This is a genomic window from Geodermatophilus sp. YIM 151500 (assembly GCF_025716945.1).
GTDB lineage: Bacteria > Actinomycetota > Actinomycetes > Mycobacteriales > Geodermatophilaceae > YIM-151500.
Window position 1 is genome coordinate 379,347 of the sequence record NZ_JAOVZT010000003.1, and the last position, 20,825, is coordinate 400,171.

General features: G+C 76.5%; 21 protein-coding genes. 11 read left to right on the top strand and 10 right to left on the bottom strand.

Translation table 11 applies throughout. From position 1 onward, the window contains the following. Window position 1 precedes the first annotated feature (1 nt). The gene (gene dhaL, locus OF117_RS08155; RefSeq protein WP_263552322.1) at window positions 2-637 is read left to right on the top strand and encodes a dihydroxyacetone kinase subunit DhaL; all 636 of its coding nucleotides are present in this window, start codon (window positions 2-4) and stop codon (window positions 635-637) included. A gap of 3 nt (window positions 638-640) precedes the next feature. Then, on the top strand, window positions 641-1,054 hold the full coding sequence (dhaM, locus tag OF117_RS08160) for a dihydroxyacetone kinase phosphoryl donor subunit DhaM (RefSeq protein ID WP_263552323.1): 414 nt from the start codon (window positions 641-643) through the stop codon (window positions 1,052-1,054). A 46-nt stretch (window positions 1,055-1,100) separates the two neighbouring features. On the opposite strand, the gene OF117_RS08165 is transcribed toward dhaM, so the two are convergent. Together OF117_RS08165 and OF117_RS08170 are read right to left on the bottom strand one after the other, a co-directional pair. Continuing rightward, window positions 1,101-2,732: a thiamine pyrophosphate-binding protein gene (locus OF117_RS08165; RefSeq protein ID WP_263552324.1), complete on the bottom strand. Its 1,632-nt coding sequence runs from the start codon at window positions 2,730-2,732 to the stop codon at window positions 1,101-1,103. Further along, window positions 2,729-3,505 (bottom strand): cyclase family protein, encoded by a 777-nt coding sequence (locus OF117_RS08170; RefSeq protein WP_263552325.1) that lies wholly within the window; start codon window positions 3,503-3,505, stop codon window positions 2,729-2,731. The genes OF117_RS08165 and OF117_RS08170 overlap by 4 nt, the downstream gene beginning before the upstream one ends. Window positions 3,506-3,577: 72 nt before the next feature. Here OF117_RS08170 and OF117_RS08175 point away from each other — a divergent pair, with 72 nt between their 5' ends. Both OF117_RS08175 and OF117_RS08180 read left to right on the top strand, forming a co-directional pair. Then, window positions 3,578-4,744, top strand: a complete 1,167-nt coding sequence (locus OF117_RS08175; RefSeq protein ID WP_263552326.1) for an MFS transporter — start codon at window positions 3,578-3,580, stop codon at window positions 4,742-4,744. A 51-nt stretch (window positions 4,745-4,795) separates the two neighbouring features. Beyond that, window positions 4,796-6,328 carry an ATP-dependent DNA ligase gene (locus tag OF117_RS08180; protein WP_263552327.1) on the top strand — a complete coding sequence of 511 codons (1,533 nt, stop codon included), beginning with the start codon at window positions 4,796-4,798 and terminating at the stop codon, window positions 6,326-6,328. Between the two features lie 12 nt (window positions 6,329-6,340). Here OF117_RS08180 and OF117_RS08185 read toward each other — a convergent pair whose 3' ends face one another. The 3 genes from OF117_RS08185 to OF117_RS08195 form a co-directional block, all read right to left on the bottom strand. Next, window positions 6,341-6,982, bottom strand: coding sequence for a cysteine hydrolase (locus tag OF117_RS08185; protein ID WP_263552328.1), 642 nt, complete (start codon window positions 6,980-6,982; stop codon window positions 6,341-6,343). A gap of 88 nt (window positions 6,983-7,070) precedes the next feature. Beyond that, entirely contained in the window at window positions 7,071-8,018 is a 948-nt protein-coding gene (locus OF117_RS08190; protein WP_263552329.1) for an intradiol ring-cleavage dioxygenase, read from the bottom strand. Window positions 8,019-8,115: 97 nt separating this feature from the next. Further along, entirely contained in the window at window positions 8,116-9,144 is a 1,029-nt protein-coding gene (locus OF117_RS08195; RefSeq protein ID WP_263552330.1) for an LLM class flavin-dependent oxidoreductase, read from the bottom strand. Between the two features lie 212 nt (window positions 9,145-9,356). On the opposite strand from OF117_RS08195, the gene OF117_RS08200 reads away from it, so the two are divergent. The 3 genes from OF117_RS08200 to OF117_RS08210 are packed head-to-tail and all read left to right on the top strand — an operon-like array spanning window position 9,357 to window position 11,444. After that, a complete protein-coding gene (locus tag OF117_RS08200; protein ID WP_263552331.1) occupies window positions 9,357-10,019 on the top strand; it encodes a cyclase family protein in 663 nt (220 codons plus the stop codon). Between the two features lie 60 nt (window positions 10,020-10,079). Next, window positions 10,080-10,664, top strand: coding sequence for a peroxidase-related enzyme (locus tag OF117_RS08205; protein ID WP_263552332.1), 585 nt, complete (start codon window positions 10,080-10,082; stop codon window positions 10,662-10,664). 45 nt (window positions 10,665-10,709) lie between these two features. Further along, window positions 10,710-11,444 carry an endonuclease V gene (locus OF117_RS08210; protein ID WP_263552333.1) on the top strand — a complete coding sequence of 245 codons (735 nt, stop codon included), beginning with the start codon at window positions 10,710-10,712 and terminating at the stop codon, window positions 11,442-11,444. On the opposite strand, the gene OF117_RS08215 is transcribed toward OF117_RS08210, so the two are convergent. Genes OF117_RS08215 through OF117_RS08225 form a run of 3 tightly spaced genes read right to left on the bottom strand, consistent with a single transcriptional unit; the run spans window position 11,434 to window position 13,722 of the window. After that, window positions 11,434-12,069 (bottom strand): hypothetical protein, encoded by a 636-nt coding sequence (locus tag OF117_RS08215; RefSeq protein ID WP_263552334.1) that lies wholly within the window; start codon window positions 12,067-12,069, stop codon window positions 11,434-11,436. The genes OF117_RS08210 and OF117_RS08215 overlap by 11 nt on opposite strands. Window positions 12,070-12,097: 28 nt before the next feature. Continuing rightward, a complete protein-coding gene (locus OF117_RS08220; RefSeq protein ID WP_263552335.1) occupies window positions 12,098-13,363 on the bottom strand; it encodes an FAD-dependent oxidoreductase in 1,266 nt (421 codons plus the stop codon). Window positions 13,364-13,392: 29 nt separating this feature from the next. Beyond that, window positions 13,393-13,722: an EthD family reductase gene (locus tag OF117_RS08225; RefSeq protein WP_263552336.1), complete on the bottom strand. Its 330-nt coding sequence runs from the start codon at window positions 13,720-13,722 to the stop codon at window positions 13,393-13,395. Window positions 13,723-13,888: 166 nt separating this feature from the next. Here OF117_RS08225 and OF117_RS08230 point away from each other — a divergent pair, with 166 nt between their 5' ends. Beyond that, a complete protein-coding gene (locus OF117_RS08230; RefSeq protein WP_263552337.1) occupies window positions 13,889-14,668 on the top strand; it encodes a sporulation protein in 780 nt (259 codons plus the stop codon). 77 nt (window positions 14,669-14,745) lie between these two features. Here the strand turns inward: OF117_RS08230 and ggt are convergent, their stop codons facing one another. Further along, entirely contained in the window at window positions 14,746-16,596 is a 1,851-nt protein-coding gene (gene ggt, locus OF117_RS08235; RefSeq protein WP_263552338.1) for a gamma-glutamyltransferase, read from the bottom strand. Window positions 16,597-16,740: 144 nt separating this feature from the next. Continuing rightward, on the bottom strand, window positions 16,741-17,403 hold the full coding sequence (locus OF117_RS08240; protein WP_263552339.1) for a LamG domain-containing protein: 663 nt from the start codon (window positions 17,401-17,403) through the stop codon (window positions 16,741-16,743). 222 nt (window positions 17,404-17,625) lie between these two features. Between OF117_RS08240 and OF117_RS08245 the strand changes: the two genes are divergently transcribed. The 3 genes from OF117_RS08245 to OF117_RS08255 all read left to right on the top strand — a co-directional run bounded on the left by OF117_RS08245 (window position 17,626) and on the right by OF117_RS08255 (window position 20,819). Further along, window positions 17,626-18,681: a DUF3500 domain-containing protein gene (locus tag OF117_RS08245; RefSeq protein WP_263552340.1), complete on the top strand. Its 1,056-nt coding sequence runs from the start codon at window positions 17,626-17,628 to the stop codon at window positions 18,679-18,681. Between the two features lie 50 nt (window positions 18,682-18,731). Next, a complete protein-coding gene (locus OF117_RS08250) occupies window positions 18,732-19,685 on the top strand; it encodes a YihY/virulence factor BrkB family protein (RefSeq protein WP_263552341.1) in 954 nt (317 codons plus the stop codon). 87 nt (window positions 19,686-19,772) lie between these two features. Continuing rightward, on the top strand, window positions 19,773-20,819 hold the full coding sequence (locus tag OF117_RS08255; protein ID WP_263552342.1) for an NAD-dependent epimerase/dehydratase family protein: 1,047 nt from the start codon (window positions 19,773-19,775) through the stop codon (window positions 20,817-20,819). Window positions 20,820-20,825 lie beyond the last annotated feature (6 nt).

Consider the following 20,825-nt stretch of genomic DNA (forward strand, 5'->3'; position numbering starts at 1 on the left):
CGTGGCCGACGCGGTCGACGCCGCCGGCCTGACCGCCTGGGTGCAGGAGTTCGCCCGGCTCGTGCGCGAGCAGCGCGACGTGCTCACCGAGCTCGACGCGGCGATCGGCGACGCCGACCACGGCGCCAACCTCGACCGCGGCCTGACCGCGGTGGTGTCCGCGCTCGACGCCGACCCGGCGGCCGATCCCGCCGCCGTCCTGAAGACGGTCGCCACGACGCTGATCCGCACGGTCGGCGGCGCGAGCGGTCCGCTGTACGGGACCTTCTTCCTGCGCGCCTCGGGGACCCTCGGCGGCGGTGACGGCGCCGCCCTGGCCGCCGCGCTGCGGGCCGGGCTCGACGGCGTCGCGGCCCGCGGCAAGGCCGGACCGGGTGACAAGACGATGCTCGACGCGCTGGCGCCGGCCTGCGACGCGCTCGACGAGGCGCTCGCCGACGGCCGGCCGCTCGACGAGGCGCTGCGGGCCGCCGCGGAGGCGGCCGCGGGCGGCCGGGACGCGACCGTGCCGATGGTCGCCCGCAAGGGCCGGGCCAGCTACCTCGGCGAGCGCAGCGCCGGACACCAGGACCCCGGTGCCACGTCGGCGGCGCTGATGCTCCAAGCTGCCGCGACCGCGCTGACCGGCCGGGGCTGAGCCGTGCCCGTCGGGCTGGTGGTCGTGTCGCACAGCCGCCCGCTCGCCGACGCCGCCGTCCACCTCGCCCGGGGCATGCTGCCCGGCCGCGAACTCGCCGTCGAGGTCGCCGCCGGTGACGTCGACGGCGGGCTGGGCACCGACGCCACGGCGATCGCCGACGCCATCACGGCGGCCGACAGCGGGGACGGCGTCGTCGTCCTCATGGACCTCGGCAGCGCGGTGCTGTCGGCGGAGACAGCGCTGGAGCTGCTCGACGACGCCGTCCGCGAGCGGGTGGTCCTCTCCCCCGCGCCGCTGGTGGAGGGGCTCGTCGGCGCCGCGGTCACCGCGGCCGCCGGCGCCGGGCGGGACCGGGTGGCGGCCGAGGCGCTGCGCGGCCTGGCGCCCAAGCAGGCCCACCTGACCGGCGGCTGACCCGGTCGGCCGCGCGGGCCGGGGGTCGGCGGACCGGGCGTCACGGTCAGTGGCCCCGGAAGGCCTCCTCCAGCCACCACGACGGCTCGTCGCGGGCCACCTTCGCGTCGACCAGCAGCGGCGCCGAGCGGGGACCGGCCAGCCACGTGGCCACCCCGTCGAGGTCGCGCCCGTCGCGGACGGTGACCGCCGCGAAGCCGTGGCCCCGGGCGATCGCGGCGAAGTCCGTCTCCGGGAAGCGCACGGTGTCGAGCGGGTGGCCGTCCGGGCCGAAGTGGTGCACCTCGGCGCCGTAACCGGCGTCGTCGTAGACGACGACCACCATGGGCAGCCGCAGCCGGACGACGGTCTCCAGCTCCGAGGCGCCCATCAGCGCGCCGCCGTCGCCGAGGGCGGCCACCGGCAGCCGGTCGGGCCGGGCCAGCGCCGCGCCGATCGCCGTGGCCAGGCCCAGCCCCACCGACTGGAAGGCCTGGGTGAAGCAGAAGCCGTGCTCGTCGGGCACGTCGAGGAACATGCTCGGGTAGCCCATGAAGTTGCCCGAGTCGACGGCCACCACGCGCTCGGCGGGCAGCAGGTCGTCCAGCGCGGCGGTCAGACCACGCGGGTCGACCCGCCCCGCTCCCCCGGCGTCGGGGAACGGCTCGTCGCGCCACCGCCCCCGCGTGGCGAGCGCGGCGCGCACCTCCGGCGTCCGGTAGCCGGTCGCCGGCTCCCCGAAGGCCGCGGCCGCCGCCCGCGCCACCGCCCGCACGTCGCCCTCGACGCCGAGGGCGATCTCGCGCTGCGCGCCCAGCGCCGCCGGCTCGACGTCGACCTGGACGACGACGGCGTCGTCGGCGACCAGCCGCCCGTGCCGCATCGTCCACATGCCCAGCGCGCAGCCCCAGCCCACGACCAGGTCGGCCGCGCCGATCAGCTCGGCGGCCAGCGGCGTGGCGAACCCGCCGGACACGTCCAGGTCCCACGGGCTGCCGCGGAACAACCCCTTGGCCACCGCGGAGGTGGCCAGCAGCGCGCCGCAGCGGTCGGCCAGCTCCTCCAGCGCCGCGCGGCAGCCGGGCCCGCGGGAGCCGCGGCCCGCCACGAAGACCGGGCGGCGGGCCGCCCGGAGGGCCGCGACGAGGGCGCCCAGGTCGGCCGGGTCCGGCGCCGGCTCGCGCCGCGCCGCTGGGGGCGGCGGCTCGGCGGACGGCGCGTCGCGGCCCTGCACGTCCAGCGGCAGGTTCAGGACGACGACCCGCCGCTCGTCCCGCGCGGTGTCGACCGCCGCGGCGGCCCGGGCGACCGCGTCGTCCGCCGACGCGACCCGCAGCGGCACCGCCCCGACCGCGCGCGCCAGCGCCGCCTGGTCGACGAAGAAGTTCGACCGCGGCGAGGTCGCCTCCGCCGCCAGCACCACCAGCGGCGTGCGGCTCTTGGCCGCCTCGGTGATCCCGGTCAGCGCGTTGGTGAACCCGCAGCCCTGGTGCACGCTCAACGCCGCGACGTCGCCGCTGGTGCGGGCGAACGCGTCGGCCATCGTGGCCGCGCCGCCCTCGTGACGGGCGGCGACGTAGCGGGCGCCCGCCGCGACCATCGCGTTGGTGACGTGGAAGTTGCCCGAGCCGACGACGCCGAAGACGGTGCCGACGCCGCGCCGGACGAGGGTCTCCCCGACCGCCCGCGCGGCGTTCATCCGCGCTCGACGAGGGCGAGCACCCGCGACGGCGACCCGGAGCCGGACACGATCGGCAGCGGCGCCACGACCAGCAGCGCCCCGGTCGCCGGCAGCCGGGCCAGGTTCTGCAGCTGGGTCAGCCCGTACTTGCCGCTGCCCATGAGCGCCGCGTGGCACGGGAACGGCGGCTCGAAGGAGTGCGCGGCGCCGGCGTCGGTGCCGACCGTCTCCACGCCCAGCCCGATGACCGGCGACTCCTCGGCCAGCCACCGCGCGCACGACGGGGACACCCCCGGGGTGTGCGGGCCGGTGTCGTCGGCGTTGAGGAAGTCCTGCTGGGAGGACGAGCGGGCGTCCCAGCCGGTGCGGTAGAGCAGCCAGCCGCCGTCCGGCAGCGGGCCGTGCGCCGCCTGCCACTGCTCGACGTGCTCCACCTCGAGCAGGAAGTCGGGGTCCTCGGCGGTCTCGGCGGAGAAGTCCAGGACGGCGGCCGGGGCGACGAGCCGCCGCGCGGGCACCGAGGCGACGTCGTCGCCGTCCCGGCCGGTGACCCAGTGGTTCGGCGCGTCGAAGTGCGTGCCGGTGTGCTCGCCGGTCCGGAAGTTGTTCCAGTACCAGGCCGGGCCCCGGTCGTCGTAGCGGCTGAGCTCCTCCAGCTCGAACCGGGCCGTCTGCGCGAACGGCGGCGGCAGCTGGATGACCGGGGTCTCGGCCGACAGCGGGGCGGTGAGGTCGACGACCTCCACGCCTCCGGTGGTCAGCGCCTCGGCGAGGTCGGAGAGCAGCGACATCGGGGTCCCTTCGTGCGGAGCCTGAACCGGCCGCCAGCTAAGCACGGGCGGCACGCCGGTACGGTCGCCCGCGTGCGGGGGGCCCGGTCCGGACGCTGGCCTCCCATCCGGCTGCTGCAGCTGAACGCGTTCGTCAGCATCCTCGACCGCTTCGCGATGCCTCCGATGCTCATCGCCATCGCGACCGACCTGGGGGTCCCGCTGGCGAGCGTCGTCCAGGCGGCGGGCGCGTACTTCCTGGCGTACGGGCTCAGCCAGCCGGTCTGGGGGCTGGTGTGGAACGCGCTGGGGCGGGTGCGCACCATGCGGCTCGCGCTGCTGGTCGCCGGCGCCGCCGCGCTGGCCGCCGCGGCGGCCTGGAACCCGCTCGTCCTCGGCCTGGCCCGCGGCGTCGGCGGCGCCTTCTTCGGCGCCGCGTACCCGGCCGGGATCATCTACGTCGGCGACACGGTGCCCCCGGCGCGCCGCCAACGGGAACTGACCCGCCTCATGGTGGGGGTCGCGTGCGGCACGGCGCTGGCCTCGGTGGGAGCCGGGGTGGTCGCGCAGCTGCTCAGCTGGCGGCTGGTCTTCGTGGTCACCGGCCTCGCCGCGCTGGCGCTGGCCGTTCCGCTGCGGTCGCTGCCCGAACCACCGACGACCCGGACCGGTGGGCACCCGGTCGTCCCGCTGCTGGCCGTCGCCCGTTCCCGGGCGGCCGTGTTCCTGCTGGGACTGGCCTTCGTCGAGGGCGGGGTGCTGGTCGGCGTTCTCACGCTGCTGCCGTCCGCGGTCGAGGCGGCCGGGGCCCCGCCCGCCCTCGCCGGCGGCGTCACGGCCCTGTACGGCGTCTTCGTCCTCGTCTTCGCGGGTCCGGCCGGGAGGCTATCGCGGCACGTGCACCCCTCGCGGCTCATCGCCGTCGGCGCGACGGCGGCCGTCGCCGCCTGCCTGCTGTTCTCCCTGTCGCGGACCGCGGCCGCGGCGGTCGCCGTGACGCTGCTGCTGGGCCTCGCGTGGACCTTCATGCACTCGTCGCTGCAGGCGTGGGCCACCGAGGTGCTGCCGGCCGCCCGGGCCACCGTGGTCTCGCTGTTCGCCGGGGCGCTCTTCTGCGGCAGCGCGCTCGCCGCGGTGGCCGTCGCCGACCTGGCCGACGCCGGGCGCTTCGGGACGATCTTCGCGAGCGCCACCCTGGTGGCCGTCCCGCTCGGGGTCGTCGCCGTGTGGGGGCGGGCCCGGTGGCAGCGCGCCGCCTGATGGGCGGGGTGGGCCGCTGATCCCGCGGCGCCGACCTGCGACGATGCCGCCGTGCTGTTCGCCGAGGTCGTCGCCGCGTCGGCCGCCGTCGCGGCCACGCGCTCACGCACGCAGAAGGCACGGGCGATCGCAGACCTGCTGCGGGGGGCGGACGGCGACGAGGTGCGTCAGGTCACCGCGTGGCTGGCCGGAGAACCGCTGCAGGGCCGGCTCGGCGTCGGCTGGCGGACCCTGGCCGGTGCGGCACCCGACCCGGCGCCGGCGGCGTCGCTGACCGTCGCCGGCGTCGACGCGGCGCTCGACGAGCTGACCACCATCGACGGCGCCGGTTCCGCGGCCCGCCGGGACGCCGTCCTGCGGGGGCTGCTCGGCGCGGCGACGGACGACGAGCAGCGCTTCGTCGTCCGGCTGCTCACCGGTGAGCTCCGCCAGGGCGCGCTGGAGGGCGTCGTGCTCGACGCCGTCGCCACCGCCGCCGGCGTCGCGGCGGAGGGTGTCCGGCGGGCGTTCATGCTGTCGGGCAGCCTGCCGGAGACGGCGGCCACGGCCCTCACCGCGGGCACGGCGGGCCTGGCCGCGGTGCACCTGGCGGTCGGCCGTCCGGTGCGGCCGATGCTGGCCAGCCCGGGCTCCTCGCTGGACGCCGCGCTCGCCGACCTGGGCGCCGACGTGACGGTCGAGTTCAAGCTGGACGGCGCCCGGATCCAGGTGCACCGCGACGGCGACGACGTCCGGGTGTGGACCCGCAGCCTGCGGGAGGTCACCGGCGGCGTGCCGGAGGTCGTGGCGCGCATCCGGGCGCTGCCCTGCCGCACCGCCGTCCTCGACGGCGAGACGCTCGCCCTCGACCCCGACGGCCGGCCGCGCTCGTTCCAGGACACGATGAGCCGCTTCGGCAGCGACACCCCCGACCCCGGCGTGCTGCTCAGCCCGTTCTTGTTCGACGTGCTGCACCTCGACGGACGCGACCTGGTCGACGAACCGCTGCGGGTGCGCCTCGACGCGCTGGCCGGCCTGCTGGCCGACGACGCGCACGCCGCGCTGCGCATGCCCGGGGTCCGCTCCCCCGCCGCCGACCAGGCGGCCGGCGTGCTCGACGACGCGCTCGCCGCCGGGCACGAGGGCGTCGTCGTCAAGGCCCTCGACGCGCCCTACGCGGCCGGCCGCCGGGGCCGGGCGTGGCAGAAGGTCAAGCCGGTGCACACGCTCGACCTCGTCGTCCTCGGCGCGGAGTGGGGCTACGGCCGCCGCACCGGGAAGCTGTCGAACATCCACCTCGGCGCCCGCGACCCCGACGGCGGCGAGCCGATCATGGTCGGCAAGACGTTCAAGGGGATGACCGATGAGCTGCTCGACTGGCAGACCCGCACCTTCCCCGGGCACGCCCGCGAGACGGCGGGCTGGGGCGTGCTGCTGCGCCCTGAGCTGGTCGTCGAGGTCGCCCTGGACGGCGCCCAGCGCAGCCCCCGCTACCCCGGCGGCGTCGCCCTCCGCTTCGCCCGCGTCGTCCGTTACCGCCCGGACAAGACCCCGGCCGAGGCCGACACCATCGACGCCGTCCGCGCCCTGCTCCCCGGCGGCTGACCCCGGCGGTCGTCACGAGCCGCGGAAGGCGGCGACCACGTCGTCGGCGGAGCAGCGGTAGGTCAGCAGGCTGTGGTCCAGGCTCGCCAGCGACCGGCGTGCGGCCTCCTCGTCGACCACGCCGCACGCGTCGTCGACGACGACCGGCAGGAACCCCAGGTCGGCCGCGTGCCGGGCCGTCGGCTCGATGCCGATCTCCAGCACGGCGCCGACCAGGACGAGCGTCGTCACCCCGCGGTCGCGCAGGACCGCCTCGACCGGGGTGCCGACGAGCGCCGACATGCCGAGCTTGTCGAACACCGGCTCGCCGGCGACCGGGGCCAGCTCGTCGACGATGCGGGTGTGCACGGCGTCCGGCGGGAACGCCACCCGGACCTGGTCGGCGCGGTCGGTGCGCTGCCAGGCCATGGCCGTGCGCAGCGCGGCCACGCCCAGGTGGGTCGGCGGCAGCGACACGTGGCGGACGTACAGCACCGGCACGGTGGCCGCGCGGGCGGCCGCCAGCACCGCCGCCGTCCGCTCGACCAGCCGGTCGAGTTCGTGCACGTGGGCGAGGATGCCCACCTGCGCGTCGTAGACCAGCACCGCGCTCGCGGTGGGACGGCACATCTCCGCGACCGTCTCGGGGACCGCCATGCCGAAGGCCTGCTGCATGCCGGGAGCCTGCCAGCCCGACCGCCGCACGACTACGCGGACGGCGGGGCCGGTGCAGGTACCGGCGGTCCCCCTACCGCGGCGGTGGTCAGCCCCCCGGGCGCCCGGGCGGCGGGCCGCCGCCGGGGCGGCCGCCCGCTGTCCCGCCCCCCGTCGGGGTGGTCGTCGTGTCGACACCCACGGCGAGGGAGACGGTGTAGCCACCGGTGACGTCGCCGGTCACGGTGGCGAGCTGGCCGGCGCCGCCGTCGTCGCCGAACACGTTGTCGCCGGCCAGGCTCACCCGGCCGAGGTTGGTCACCGACGACTCGTAGCCGCTGGCCGCGTAGACCGCGTCGCACATGTCCTGGGGAAAGGCGACCTGCGAGGTCGCGATGGCGTTGGCCGCGTCGGTGATGCTGCCCTCGTCGGGATAGACCTCGAAGTGGACGTGCGGCCACCGCCCGTCGTAGCAGCCCGGCACGATGCTGGTGAAGCGCACCCGGCCGTCGGCGTCGGCGATCTGCACGCCGCGCAGGTAGTTCTGGTCGGTGAGGCCGTCGGAGTACATCGAGTAGCCGCCGTCGCGGTCGCAGTGCCACACGTACACGGCCACGCCGGCGAACGGGACCCCGCCGTTCGCGAGGTCGGCGACGGTCAGCTCCAGGGTCATCGGCACGCCCTCCGCGGTTCCGCTCGACCCGCCGAAGCCGGAGCGGATGTCGCTGCGGACGATGCCGCTCTGCTCGAGGGCGTCGGGGCCGTTGGACCCGTCACCCGGGTACGGACCCGCGGTCTCGTCCGGGATCTCGCCGGACGCCGCGGCCGCCGTCGTCCCGGACGCCGACGAGGAACCGGTGCCCGACGAGCCGGTGGTGCTGCTCCCGCAGGCGGCGAGCCCGACCGTCGCGGCGCCCAGGCCGAGGACCTGCAGCACGCGGCGGCGGCTGACCAGGGTGCCGACGTCGAAGGCCAGACCCTGGTCGACCACCTCCTCGGCGGGCCGCGGAAGGAGCCGGCCCTCGTAGGAGAGCCGGCCGGGCCGGTGGTGCGTCATGGGTCCTCCGTCGCGTCGTGGGGTGCACGACCGAGGGTGGCCTGCGATGCGGGGCGCCGGCTGGGACCGCCCTGTGCGTCCGCTGTGGGCCCGCGGATCAGGCGCCGGCGACCTTCGGCGCCACCTCCGTGCCGAGCAGCTCGATGCCGCGCAGCAGGTCGGCGTGCGCCAGCCGCGGGTTGGTCATCTGCAGCGCGACCCGGTCGACACCTCCCAGCTGCTCGGAGACCCGGACCAGCTTGGCCGCCACGGTCTCCGGGTCACCCATGAAGAACGCGCCGTCCGGACCGCTGGTCGCGTCGAACTGGGCCCGCGTCGGCGGCGCGAAGCCCCGCTCGCGCGAGATCTTGGCGAACATCTCGTGCCAGCCCGGGTAGATGGTGTCGGCCGCGGCCTGCGTGCTCTCCGCGACGAAGCCGAAGACGTGCAGCCCGACCTGCAGCCTGTCGGGCGCGTGCCCGGCCTGCGCCCCCGCCCGCCGGTACAGCTCGACCAGTGGCGCGAACCGCCGCGGCTCGCCGCCGATGATCGCCACCATCAGCGGCAGCCCGAGCAGCCCGGCGCGGACGAACGACTCCGGGGTGCCGCCGACGCCGACCCAGACCGGCAGCGGGTCCTGCAGCGGCCGCGGGTACACCCCCTGCCCGGTGAGCGGCGGCCGGTGGCGGCCCGACCAGGTGACGTGCGGCGTCTCCCGGATGCGCAGCAGCAGGTCGAGCTTCTCGGCGAACAGCGCGTCGTAGTCCTCCAGGTCGAGGCCGAACAGCGGGAAGGCCTCGATGAACGAGCCGCGCCCGACGACCAGGTCGATGCGCCCCTTCGCGATCAGGTCGAGCGTCGCGATCTGCTGGAAGACCCGGACCGGGTCGGCGGCGCTGAGCACCGTCACCGCGCTGCCGAGCCGGATCCGGGAGCTGCGGGCGGCCGCGGCGCCGAGGATCACCGGCGGCGCGGAGTCGTAGTACTCCTCGCGGTGGTGCTCGCCGATGCCGAACGAGTACAACCCGACCTGGTCGGCGAGGGCTATCTCGTCGAGCAGGTGCGCCATCCGTTCCTCGGGCCCGACGACGCGCCCGGTCGACGGGTCGGTCACCGCCGCGACGAAGCTGTCGACGCCGAGATGCATGGGATCGTCCTCCAGGGTGATCGGTGCGGCGTCACCGACGGACGCCGGATCTCGTCGCGTGCTCAACCAGCGGAGGGCCGTTCGCATGCCGGCCTTCCGCAGATGTGACGCCACTGTTGGGGATAACGGTTTGGTCGGGCCGGGCCACCTGGGTCCGGATCCCGGTGCCGTCCGGCCGTCTGACCCGACCGCCGGGCGGGTAGCGCGGGGACGTGACCGAGTACGTCGACGTGACGGTGCCGCTCGTCCCGGGGCGGGTGCCGCTCTACCCCGGCGACACCGACCTCGTCGTCCGGCGCGACCAGCGGCGGTCCCTCGGCGACCTGGCGAACGTGTCGTCGATGACCTGCTCGCTGCACTGCGGGACGCACGTCGACGCCCCGGTGCACTTCCTCGACGGACGGGAGGGCGTCGACGCCGTCCCCCTCGACGCGCTCGTCGGACCGGCGTGGGTGGCCGACGCGACCGGGGTGCGCGGGGACATCGACGCCGCGGCCTTGGAAGGCATCGACGTCCCGGACGACGCGACCCGGGTGCTGTTCCGGACGACGAACTCGGCGCTGTGGGACGAGCCGGCGTTCGTCGAGGACTACGTGTCCCTCACCCCCGACGCGGCCGCGGCGCTGGTCCGCCGCGGCGTCCGGCTCGTCGGGATCGACTACCTGTCCGTCGCCTCCTACCGCGAGCCGGCGCCCACGCACGAGGTCCTGCTCGACGCCGGGGTGGTCGTCCTGGAGACGCTCGACCTCCGCGCCGCCGAGCCGGGCCGGTGGCAGCTCACGTGCCTGCCCCTGCGCATCCCGGGCGCCGACGGCGCACCGGCGCGGGCCGTGCTGAGCCGGCCGGCCGCGGCCGGCGGGGGGCCGAGCCGCTAGCGCCGGCCCCGGCGCCGAGAGCCGGGGACCGCGGACCGGCGCGTCGGGCAGACTCCGGGGGTGACCCCAGGCACCCCCATCAGCCGGTTCCCCGTGGCGCCCCGGGCGTCGCTGCCCGCCGACCTGGCCGAGCGGTACGACGCGGTCGAGGAGCGGGCCGGCTTCCTGCCCAACATCTTCGCCGCCCTGGCGTGGCGCCCCGACGAGGCCCGCGCCTTCTTCGCCCTGCACGACGCGCTGATGGACAAGGACACCCCCGGCCTGTCGAAGGGCGACCGGGAGCTGGTCGTCGTGGCGACCAGCGGGGCGAACGGCTGCCTGTACTGCGTCGTCGCGCACGGGGCGGTCGCCCGCATCCGCACCCGCGACCCCCACCTCGCCGACGAGGTGGCCGTCGACTGGCGGAAGGCGCCGCTGAGCCCGCGGATGCACGCCGTCCTGGAGGTGGCCACCCGGCTGGCCACCGACCCGGCCGCGGTCACCGCGGACGACCTCGCCCGGCTGACCGGGCACGGCCTCACCGAGGACGACGTCTGGGACGTCGGCGCCATCACCTCGCTGTTCGCGCTGTCGAACCGGCTGGCGCACTTCGCCGCGATCCGGCCGAACGCCGAGTTCTTCTCGATGGGGCGCGAGCCGCGGTGAGGCCGGCCGCGAGGCTCCGCACCGGCGCCGGGTGAGCCCTGCCCGGTGACCCCGGAGGCGCACCCCCGCGGAGCCGGCGCGCTCTGGTCGGCCGACCCCGCGGCCGCCCGGGCCGAACAGCGGCGGCTGGCCGCCCTCGCCCCGCCGACCTGGCAGCCCGGCCCGCCGCCGTGGACCGTGGCCGGGGTCGCGCTCACCGCCGGCCCGGCCGACCACGAGGGCCGGGACCCGGTGCGGGCGGCCGCGGTCCTGCTGCGGGGATCGGAGGTCCTGGCGACCCGGGTCGAGGAGGCCGTCGCCCCCGCGCCCTACGTCGCCGGGCTGCAGGGCGTGCGCGAAGGCCCGCTGCTCGCCGTCGCGGTGCGCGGCCTCGGACGGCGTCCCGACGTGCTGCTCGTCGCGGCGGCGGGCCGCGACCACCCCCGGCGGGCCGGTCTGGCGCTGCAGCTCGGCGCGGTGCTCGACGTCCCCACCGTCGGCGTCACCGACCGCCCGCTGGCGGCCCGCGGGCCCCAGCCCGGCCCGGGCCGGGGCAGCACCGCTCCCCTGTTGCTCGACGGCGCCGACGTCGCCCGCTGGGTGCGGACGGCGACCGGCGTCCGCCCGGTGGTCGCCTCCGCCGCCTGGCGGACGACCGCCGGGGTCGCGGCCGCCGTCGTGCTCGCGACGAGCTCGGGCGCGCGCACGCCGGAGCCGCTGCGCGAGGCCCGGCGGCTCGCGCGCACGGCGGGCCACGGCACGGCGGGGCAGCGCGCGGCGGGTGCGCGGCTCACGCGCTGACGTCCTCGCGGGTGTTCACGCCGGGGATCCGGCGCACCGAGCCCCAGCCGAAGCGGGCCCAGGCGACCAGCAGCGCCGCCCCGACCAGCGAGCCGAGCGTGTCGCGCACCAGGTCACCGTTGGTGTCGTCGTTGTCCTCGGACAGCTCGGTGCCGAACCAGGCGTCGGAGCGCCACTCGTACACCTCCCACAGGGCGCCGATCGAGATGCCCAGGGCCGCGGTGACGACCGCGATGCCGACGTAGTGCGGCAGGTGGGTCTCGTCGCGGGGGTCGGGCACGACCTCCGCCCGGGCGAGGGCGATGTAGACGACCGGCGCGGTGAGCATCGGGAGGGTGACGTGCACCAGGTCGTCGAAGCGGACGAACTGGTCGTACAGGCCGAAGGTCTCGCCGAAGCCCTGCAGCACCATGGCCAGCGTCAGCGACAGGTCGTAGACGCGCGGCAGGTTCAGCAGCCGCGCGGCGAGGGTGACCGCACCGAGCAGGGCCAGCAGCGCCGCCGCCGACGTCCGGCCGGCCACCGCGTACGCGACCGCACCGCCGAGCAGCAGCAGCCGCAGGACGTCGATGCCGTCGCGGACCACCGGCGTCCAGTCGCCGAGCAGCAGCGTGCGCGCGTCCACGCGCGCGGACTACCCGGCGTCGGCCTGCTCACCCGCCGGGCGGGACGTGCTCGGGCAGGACGCCGAGGCCGATGACCCGGGCCGGCACGCCCTGCAGGGCGGGACGGCGCTGCAGCACCTTCAGCAGCCCGGGGGTGCCGATGGGCTCGTCCCCGGCGAGCACCCGGGCGAGGAACCGCTGCTGGATGAGCCGCTGCACGGCCTGGGTGACCACGGTGGGCACCGTCCGGCGGCGCTGCACCCGGGCCAGCGCGCCGTCGGGCACCCGGCCGGTGCGCAGCGACGGCGCGAGGATCCGGGCGGCCGCGGCGGCGTCCTGGACGGCGAGGTTGATGCCGACCCCGCCGATCGGCGACATCGCGTGCGCGGCGTCGCCGATGAGCAGCAGCCCGGGCAGCCACCACCGGCGCAGCCGGTCGACCCGCACCGACAGCACCTTCACGTCGTCCCAGGACCGGACCTCGGCGATGGACTCCTCCCGGCCGGGCAGCAGTCGGCCCAGGTCGGCGCGGAACGCCTCGATGCCGCGCTCCTGCAGCGCACCGAAGCCGCCCTTGGGCACCAGGTAGGCGGTCTGCACGTAGTCGCCCCGGTCGATGAGGACGAGCAGCCGTCCGCGGCTGAGCCGCCCGGCGCCGCCGAACGGCGGCCCGGCGGCGTCCGGCGACTTCCGCAGCCGGAACCAGAGCACGTCCATCGGCGCGCCGAAGGCGCGCACGGCCAGGCCGGCCCGCTCCCGCAGCGTCGAGTGCCGCCCGTCGGTGGCCACGGTCAGCGGCGCCTCGACCCGCCCGGTCCGGCCGTCGGCCGTGACGTACCGGACGCCGGTGACCGTGCCGTCCCGCCGGAGGAGGTCCACCGCCTCGGCGCCCATGACGAGCCGGAATCCCGGGTACCGCGCGGCCTCCCGGGCGAGGAAGTCGAGGAAGTCCCACTGCGGCACCAGGGTCAGGAACCGGTACCTGCCGGGCAGCCGGCTGAAGTCGGCGACGGCGAACGTGCCTTCGTCGGTCGTCACCCCGATCCGCTCGACCTCCTGGTGCGGCAGCCCCAGGAAGGCCTCGGCGAGGCCGAGCTCGTCGAGCATCCGCAGGGTGGACGGGTGCACGGTGTCGCCGCGGAAGTCGCGGAAGAAGTCCGCGTGCTTCTCCAGGACGACGACGTCGACGCCCGCCCGGGCCAGCAGCAGGCCCAGCACCATGCCGGCCGGGCCGCCCCCGACGACGGCGCAGCCGGTTGCGACCACCTCCGCGCCGGCCTCGGCCGGCCGGGACGGCTCTCCTCCCGTGCTCACGAGCGGCTCCTCCGTGCCGTGGCGCGCCGTCAGCTCCCCGCCGGAACGCCCCGCTGGTGCGGTTCGGCGGCGAACATGGTGACCAGGTCCGCGCCGCCCCAGGACTGCAGATCCTCGCCGGCGGCGGCCCACTCCGGCGAGCGGAACGCCTGCTTCATCGCGTCGGTGGACTCGAAGACCAGCTCCGCGAGCAGGTGGTAGGCCGGGTGACCGACGTACTGGCGGGTCACCCGGTGCACCCGGTTCTCGACCAGCCCCGGCGTCTTCTCGATCAGCGGCACGTGCGTGCCGAAGTAGTGGCGTTCGAACTCGGCCGGGTCGTCGGGGGTCCGGTACAGGGCGAAGTAGCTGACGGTCATGCCGGATTGTTACCGCCCCGGAGCCGGTCGGTGAACCTCGGTCGCCGGCGCGAGCGCGGCGCACGGTCGCCGGCGCGGGCGGGGTGCGCGGTCGCGGCGCCGTCGGTCCTCGCGCCGCCGCGGCCGCCGGTGGCAGGGTGGGCACCCCGACCCCGATGGGAGCACGATGGCCTTCCGCAACCTCATGGCGCGCCTGGGCTCGGGCGGCGCCGGCGTCGACGCCGTCCTCGACTCGCCGGACACCACGCCCGGCGGCACCGTGACCGGCACCGTGCACGTCACCGGCGGCTCGGTGCCGCAGGAGGTCAACGAGATCCGCGTCGCCCTGGAGGCCACCGTCGAGGTGGAGAGCGGTGACCACTCCTGGCGGGAGGACGTCAGCTTCGGCACCACCGCCGTCGCCGGCAGCGGGCGGATCGAGCCCGGCGCGCGGCACGCCGTCCCGTTCCGCTTCGCCGTCCCGTGGCAGTGCCCGATCACCGCGATCGACGGGTGGCACCTGCGCGGCATGCGGATCGGCCTGGTGACCCGGATCGACATCCCCGGCTCGCTGGACGCCACCGACCTCGACCCGGTCACCGTGCTGCCGCTGCCGGTGCAGCGGAGCGTGCTGGTCGCCCTCGACTCCCTCGGCTTCGCGTTCCGGGGCGCCGACGTGGAGAAGGGCCGGCTGCACGGCAGCGACCTGCCCTTCTACCAGGAGGTGGAGTTTGCTCCGCCGCACTCGCTGCGCGGGCGGGTCAACGAGCTCGAGGTGACGTTCCTCGCCGATCCCCAGGGCGTCGAGGTCGTGCTCGAGGTCGACCGCCGCGGCGGGCTGCTCACCGAGGGCCGCGACGCGTTCGGGCGGCTGCGGTTGAGCCACCGCGACACCGACGTCCGCGCGGTCGCGGCGCAGCTCGACGCCGCCGTCCGGCAGCTCGGCGCCCGGCGCGGCTGGCTGTAGCCACGGCCTCGGGACGCCGGCCGGGGCGGGGCGGGCAGCGCCGGTGCGGCCTGGGGGCGCCGGCGCGGGCCGGCCGGTCAGCCCGCGTCGCCGATGTCGGGTGCGAGCCCGGCGGCGTCCGCCGCGGCACCGCCGACCTCCTCCACCACGCCGGCGCTGCCGCCGCCCCGGCGCTCGGGCTCCGCGGCGGCGAGCAGCAGCCCGTCCGGCAGGTACTCGATGCCGGTGGCGGCGCCGATCTCGGCCGTCTCGGTGAACACGTGGCCCAGCACGGCGAGCTCGGCGCCGTAGGCCGCGAGGAAGGCCGGCTCGGCGTTCACCGTCTCGGTGTTGCGCTGGGTGGCCCGCGGTGCGGCGATCGCCTCGACCAGGTCGAGGTCGCGGTCGATGCGGCCGACCAGCGTCTGCAGGACGGTGGTGATGATCGTGCTGCCGCCGGGTGAGCCGACGGCCAGCAGCGGCTCGCCGTCGTCCAGCACGATGGTCGGCGACATGCTGCTGCGCGGCCGCTTGCCCGGGGCGGGCAGGTTGGGCTCGGGTGCCGCCGGGTCCGCCGCCGCGAAGGTGAAATCGGTCAGCTCGTTGTTGAGGATGAAGCCGGCGTCCGGGACGGTGATGCCGCTGCCCCCGGTCTGCTCGATCGTCAGCGTGTAGCTGGCGATGTTGCCGTCGGCGTCGCCGACGGTGAGGTGCGTCGTGGACGGCCCTTCGGCGCCGCCGTCCGCGGAGGCCGCCGCCGCACCCGGGCACGGCCCGTACTCCCCGTCCGGTACCCCGGCGTCCACCGGCTTCGTCGCCGCCTTCCCCGGGTCGATCGCGCAGGCCCGCTCCGTGGCGAAGCCGTCGGACAGCAGCTCGCCCAGCGGCACCGGTGCGTAGGCGGGATCGCCCACGTACCGGTTGCGGTCGGCGAAGGCCACCGCGCTCGCCTCCAGGAAGTGGTGCAGCGCCGACACCTCGGAGACCGATCCCAGCGGGAACTGCTCGAGGACGTTCAACCCCTCGCCCACGGTCGACCCGCCGCTGGACGGCGGAGCCATGCCGTAGACCTGCAGCCCGCGGTAGTCGACCCGCGTCGGGGCGCGCAGCGGGGCGTCGTAGCGGGCGAGGTCGCCCTCCTCGAGCAGGCCCGGTCGCACCTCCTCCGCGCCGGCGGCCTCCGGCGGGTCCTGGACGGTCGCCACGATCGCCTCGGCCAGCTCGCCGGTGTAGAACGACCCGACCCCCTCGGCGGCCAGCGTCCCGTAGGTGCGTGCCAGATCGGGGTTGCGGAACACCGAGCCGACCTCGGGCAGTGCGCCGCCCGGGAGGAACAGCTCGGCGGTCGGGGCGAAGCGGCGGAACTTCTCCTCGTTCTCGGCGGTCTGCTCCCGGAAGGTCTCGTCGACGACGAACCCCTCCTCGGCCAGCCGGATGCCGCCCGCCAACGCCTCGGCGAGCGAGAGGGTGCCGAACTCCTCCAGGGCGCGCACCCAGGTCAGCGGCGTGCCGGGTGTGCCCACCGACAGGCCGCTCTGGACCGCCTCGTCGAAGTCGAGCGGGTTGCCCTCGGCGTCGAGGAAGGCGTCGGCGCCCATCGCCAGCGGCGCGGTCTCCCGGCCTTCGATCGTGCTCACCTCGCCGGTCGCGGCGTCGAAGTGCACGAAGAAGCCGCCTCCGCCGACACCGGCGGAGTACGGCTCGGTCACGCCCAGAGCCGCGGCCGCGGCCACCGCGGCGTCGGCGGCGTTGCCGCCGGCCGCGAGCACCTCCAGGCCCACCCGCGTCGCGTCGGGGTCGACGGTGGCGACCGCGCCCCCGGTGCCCACCGCCAGCGGCACCTTCTCCGGCAGCGGCTCCGCGCCCGCCGGGGAGGCGGGGCCCGCGGCGGCGAGCAGGCCCGCGGTCAGGCCGACGACGGCCGGCAGCGCAGTCCTTCGACGCGGCATGGGTGCCTCCTGAGGCGGTGCCGGCCCGGGCTGTCCATCGCACACCCGCCGACCGCTCCCCGCCACCGGGCGGTGCGCCCCGCGACCCACCCGGACGGGGTGGGTGGCCGGGCGGGTCCGCCGCCGGGCCGGGCGCGGAGCGGGTCAGCCGATGTCGACCCGCACGAAGTCGAGGAGGCCCGGGTACCAGTCGGTGCCGTCGCCCTTGCTGCCGATGTACACCGGCGAGGAGTTCTTGATCGATCCGAGCGCCAGGGACACCGACGTCGACTTGCCCGCGGCGCTCACCGTGACCCCCTTGGCGGTCTTCCGGCAGCTGACTTCCTGGAAGCCCCTGCCCGCCAGGTCGGCGCTGCCGTACACGTCGCCGGTCCGCCCCTCTCGGTCGCGGAAGCGGCAGGCGACGACGGCGCGCCCGGACGACGACCGGGTGATCTCCATCTTGTAGTAGCCGCCGCTCGTGTTGGTCACGCCCTTGCGGACGATGTCGAAGGTCTGGCCCACGCGGGGCACGCGGTCGAACTTGACCCTCGCGCTCAGCGTGATCGGGGCGGTCCCGGGGTCGAGGTTCGCCTTGTCCGGCACGGTCGCGTACGCGCCCCTGCCGCCGAAGTCGTAGGCACCGCCGGAGAGCCTGACGTTCGTCGTCTTCCCGTTGTTGTCGCCGCCGGCGCTGTCGGCCATCTTCGGCACCGCGTCCATGTTCCACAGCGCCACGACGGTCGAGGCCGCCTGCGCCGGTGCCGCCAGACCGGTGATCGCCGCCGTCGCCGCCGCGACAGCCCACAGCCGAACGCTTTTCCGCATGCCAACTCCGCCCCGTCATGTCGGATGAGAACCGGCGGGGACCGTACCTGCAGGTGAGCGACGATGGGAGGCCCGCTGACCTGGCGACTCCAGGTATCGCGCATATCACGCCATCGGGTACCAGCAGGTTGCCGACTCCTGCAGCCGGTGGTAAGGGAACCGGAGCCGCCCGGCGGCCCGGGCCATCGCGGTCGCGGTCGGGCCGCCGTACGGTCCTGCGCCATGGAGGATTCCCCGCCGGACGGGCGTGCGACGCAACGGATCGTCGCCGACGCGATGGCGGCGGCGGCCACCGCATGGCTGGACTCGCTGGACGCCGAGCAGCGGTCCGACGCCCGGCGGCCCGGCCCGCGGGATGGTCCCGACGCCGAGGTCGAGCGCCGGCGCTGGAACTACACACCGGTCGACCACGGTGGTCTGACCCTGGGACGGCAGCGGCCCGCCCAGCAGTCCCTGGCGATGCGGCTGGTGGCCACGGGGCTGTCCGCGGCCGGCTACGCGACCGTCTGCACGGTGATGGGGCTGGAGACCGTGCTCGACGGGGCCGAGGGGTTCCGGGAACGCGGCCGCTTCGAGCGCTACCGCGACCCCGCGCGCTACTACCTGCGCGTCTTCGGCGAGCCCGGGACCGACGCGCCCTGGGGTTGGCGGCTGGGCGGTCACCACGTCTCGCTGAACAACCTCGTCGTCGGTGGCCGGGTCGAGGCCGTCACCCCGTGCTTCGTCGGCGCCAACCCGGCGGCCACCGCGCTGCTGGGCGGCGCGTCGCTGCGGCCGCTCGGGGCGACGGAGGACCTCGCGCGGCAACTGGTGCGCTCGCTCCCCCCCGACCTGGCCGCGCGCGCGGTGCTGCTGGACCGGGCGCCGTCCGACATCGTCAGCCGCGACCGGCCGCGCCTGCCGGCCGGGCACGAGGTGCTCCCGGCGTCGGACGGCGAGGAGCGGCTGGCCCTCTCCGCGCGGCCGCGGGGCCTGCCGGCGCGGGAGCTGGACGCCGAACAGCGCCAGCTGCTCGGGCACCTGCTGGGCGCCTACACCGGCCGGGTGCCCGACGGGCTGGTGCCTCCGGTGGACCTCGACACCGTGCACGTCGCCTGGGCCGGCTCCACCGAGCCCGGGCGGCCGCACTACTACCGACTGCACGGGCCGCGGCTGCTGGTCGAGTGGGACAACACCCAGAACGGCGGCAACCACGCGCACTCGGTGTGGCGGGATCCGCAGGCCGACTTCGGCGCCGACGCGCTGGCCGCACACCTGGCGGAGGACCACGCCGGCTGACCACCGGGCGAGGGTCCGGGAGTCGCCCCGCGGCGGCGGGAGGAGGAGCGATGTCGGAGGGCGCCGGGGCCAGCGACGCCACCGCGCCGGGGCGGATGCCCGCACCTGCCTGGGCCGAGGTCCTGCGGCGCACCTGGCAGCGGATCTGGGCCGACCGGCTGCCGCAGCTGTGCGCGGCGGTCGCCTTCTTCGCCGTCCTCTCCGTGGCACCCGTGCTGGTGACGGCGCTGTCGGTCTACGGCACGGTGAACGACCCGGAGCAGGCGCTGGAGCAGCTGTCGGCCGTGGCGGGCATGCTGCCCGACCAGCTCGAGCCGATCGTGGCCGACCAGCTCGTGACGATCACCACCGCCTCCACCCAGGTGCTCACCTGGCGGGGGCTCGCCGCCCTCGTCATCGCGCTGTGGACGGCGACGATGGCGGCGGTCGACCTGATCGACGCGCTGACCGTCGCCTACCACGAGCGGGAGACCCGCGGTCTCCTGCACCGCGCCGCGCTGGCCCTGGCGTTCGTGCTCGGCGGCGCGCTGCTGCTGGGCGGGGTGATCGCGCTCGCCGGCGCCGCCTCCGACGGGCTCGCCGGCACCTCCGACGCCGTCCGCACCACCGCGCAGGTGCTGGTGTGGCCGGCCCTGGCGGTGCTCATGGCCGCCGTCCTGGCCGTGCTGTACCGCTTCGCCCCCGACCGGAGGCGGGCCCGGTGGCGGTGGATCAGCTGGGGCGCGGCGACCGCCACCGTGCTGTGGGTGCTGAGCTCGGCGGGTCTGTTCGCCTACGTGCAGAGCCTGGGCACCTACGAGGCGACCTACGGGTCGCTGGCCGGCGTGGCGATCAGCATGTTCTGGCTGTGGCTCACCGTCTTCCTCGTCGTCGCGGGCGGGGTGCTCAACGCCGAGTCCGAGCGGCAGACCGCCCGCGACTCGACCGTCGGGCCCGAGCGGCCGCTCGGGCAGCGCGGCGCCGTCGTGGCCGACAGCGTCCCGCCCTATCCCGACGGTGCCTGACGGCCCCCGACCACGGCGGCCGCACCGGCGGGCCCGTCCCGGGCGGTGACCCGTTGACGGCGCCCTCCGGACCACGCCAGCATCCCGGTGCTCGATGCGGAGCTGGGGGCAACCATGCGCGTGCTGGTCACCGGGGGGACGGGCTACGTCGGAGCGCACAGCGTCCGGGCCCTGGTCGCCGCCGGGCACGACGTCCGGCTCCTGGTCCGCGACCCCGGGCGCATCCGGCCGGCGCTGGACCCCCTCGGCGTGGACCCGCCCGAGCACGTCAGCGGTGACGTCACCGATCCGGCCGCCGTGCGTCGGGCGCTCGACGGCTGCGAGGCCGTGCTGCACGCGGCGAACGTGTACGCCCTCGACAGCCGCCGGGCGCGGGAGATGGCGGAGGTCAACGTCCACGGCACCGAGCTGGTGCTGCGGACGGCGCACGACATCGGCCTCGACCCGATCCTCCACGTGTCCAGCTACGTCGCCCTGCTGCCGCCGCCGGACGGGCGGCCGCTGTCGGCGGATTCGCCGGTCGGGCGGCCCGCGGGGCCGTACAGCTCCACCAAGGCCGCCGCCGAGCGGGTGGCCCGGCGGCTGCAGGAGGAGGGCGCCCCCGTCGTCGTCACGAACCCCGGCGGCGTCTGGGGTCCGCACGACCCGCACCTGGGCGACACGGCGCGGGTGGCGGTGCGGATGCTGCACGGCCGGCTCCCCGTGCTGCCGCCGGGTCCGATGGCGGTCGTCGACGTCCGCGACGTCGCCGCCGCGCACGCCGCGGCGATGACCCCGCGACGGGGACCGCGCCGCTACCTGCTCGTCGCCGAGGACGTGCCCTTCGCCGATCTGGTCGGCATGGTGCGGCGTGCGACGGGCCGGCGCATCCCGGGTCTGGTCCTCCCTCTCCCGGTCGCCCGGCCGCTGATCGGGGCGCGCCGCCGGGTGCCGGGCTCGCTGGAGGGACCCTGGTACGCCCTCCAGCACGCCCGGTGCGACTCCTCCGCCACCGTGCGCGAGCTCGGTGTCGCGCTGCGGCCCGCGGAGGAGTCGGTCCGCGACACCCTGCGGTGGCTGGTGCAGGCGGGGCACGTGCCGGCGCGGCTGGCCGGCGATCCCGGACGCCCTCCGGACGTCGCGGCGCCCGCGTGAGCCGGG

Coding starts and splice junctions, on each gene's coding strand:
- OF117_RS08230 (WP_263552337.1), top strand. CDS start 13,889: ATGGCCTTCCGCAACCTCATGGCGCGCCTGGGCTCGGGCGGCGCCGGC.
- OF117_RS08250 (WP_263552341.1), top strand. CDS start 18,732: ATGTCGGAGGGCGCCGGGGCCAGCGACGCCACCGCGCCGGGGCGGATG.
- OF117_RS08195 (WP_263552330.1), bottom strand. CDS start 9,144: ATGCATCTCGGCGTCGACAGCTTCGTCGCGGCGGTGACCGACCCGTCG.
- OF117_RS08245 (WP_263552340.1), top strand. CDS start 17,626: ATGGAGGATTCCCCGCCGGACGGGCGTGCGACGCAACGGATCGTCGCC.
- OF117_RS08190 (WP_263552329.1), bottom strand. CDS start 8,018: ATGACGCACCACCGGCCCGGCCGGCTCTCCTACGAGGGCCGGCTCCTT.
- OF117_RS08225 (WP_263552336.1), bottom strand. CDS start 13,722: ATGACCGTCAGCTACTTCGCCCTGTACCGGACCCCCGACGACCCGGCC.
- OF117_RS08185 (WP_263552328.1), bottom strand. CDS start 6,982: ATGCAGCAGGCCTTCGGCATGGCGGTCCCCGAGACGGTCGCGGAGATG.
- ggt (WP_263552338.1), bottom strand. CDS start 16,596: ATGCCGCGTCGAAGGACTGCGCTGCCGGCCGTCGTCGGCCTGACCGCG.
- OF117_RS08165 (WP_263552324.1), bottom strand. CDS start 2,732: ATGAACGCCGCGCGGGCGGTCGGGGAGACCCTCGTCCGGCGCGGCGTC.
- OF117_RS08170 (WP_263552325.1), bottom strand. CDS start 3,505: ATGTCGCTGCTCTCCGACCTCGCCGAGGCGCTGACCACCGGAGGCGTG.
- OF117_RS08240 (WP_263552339.1), bottom strand. CDS start 17,403: ATGCGGAAAAGCGTTCGGCTGTGGGCTGTCGCGGCGGCGACGGCGGCG.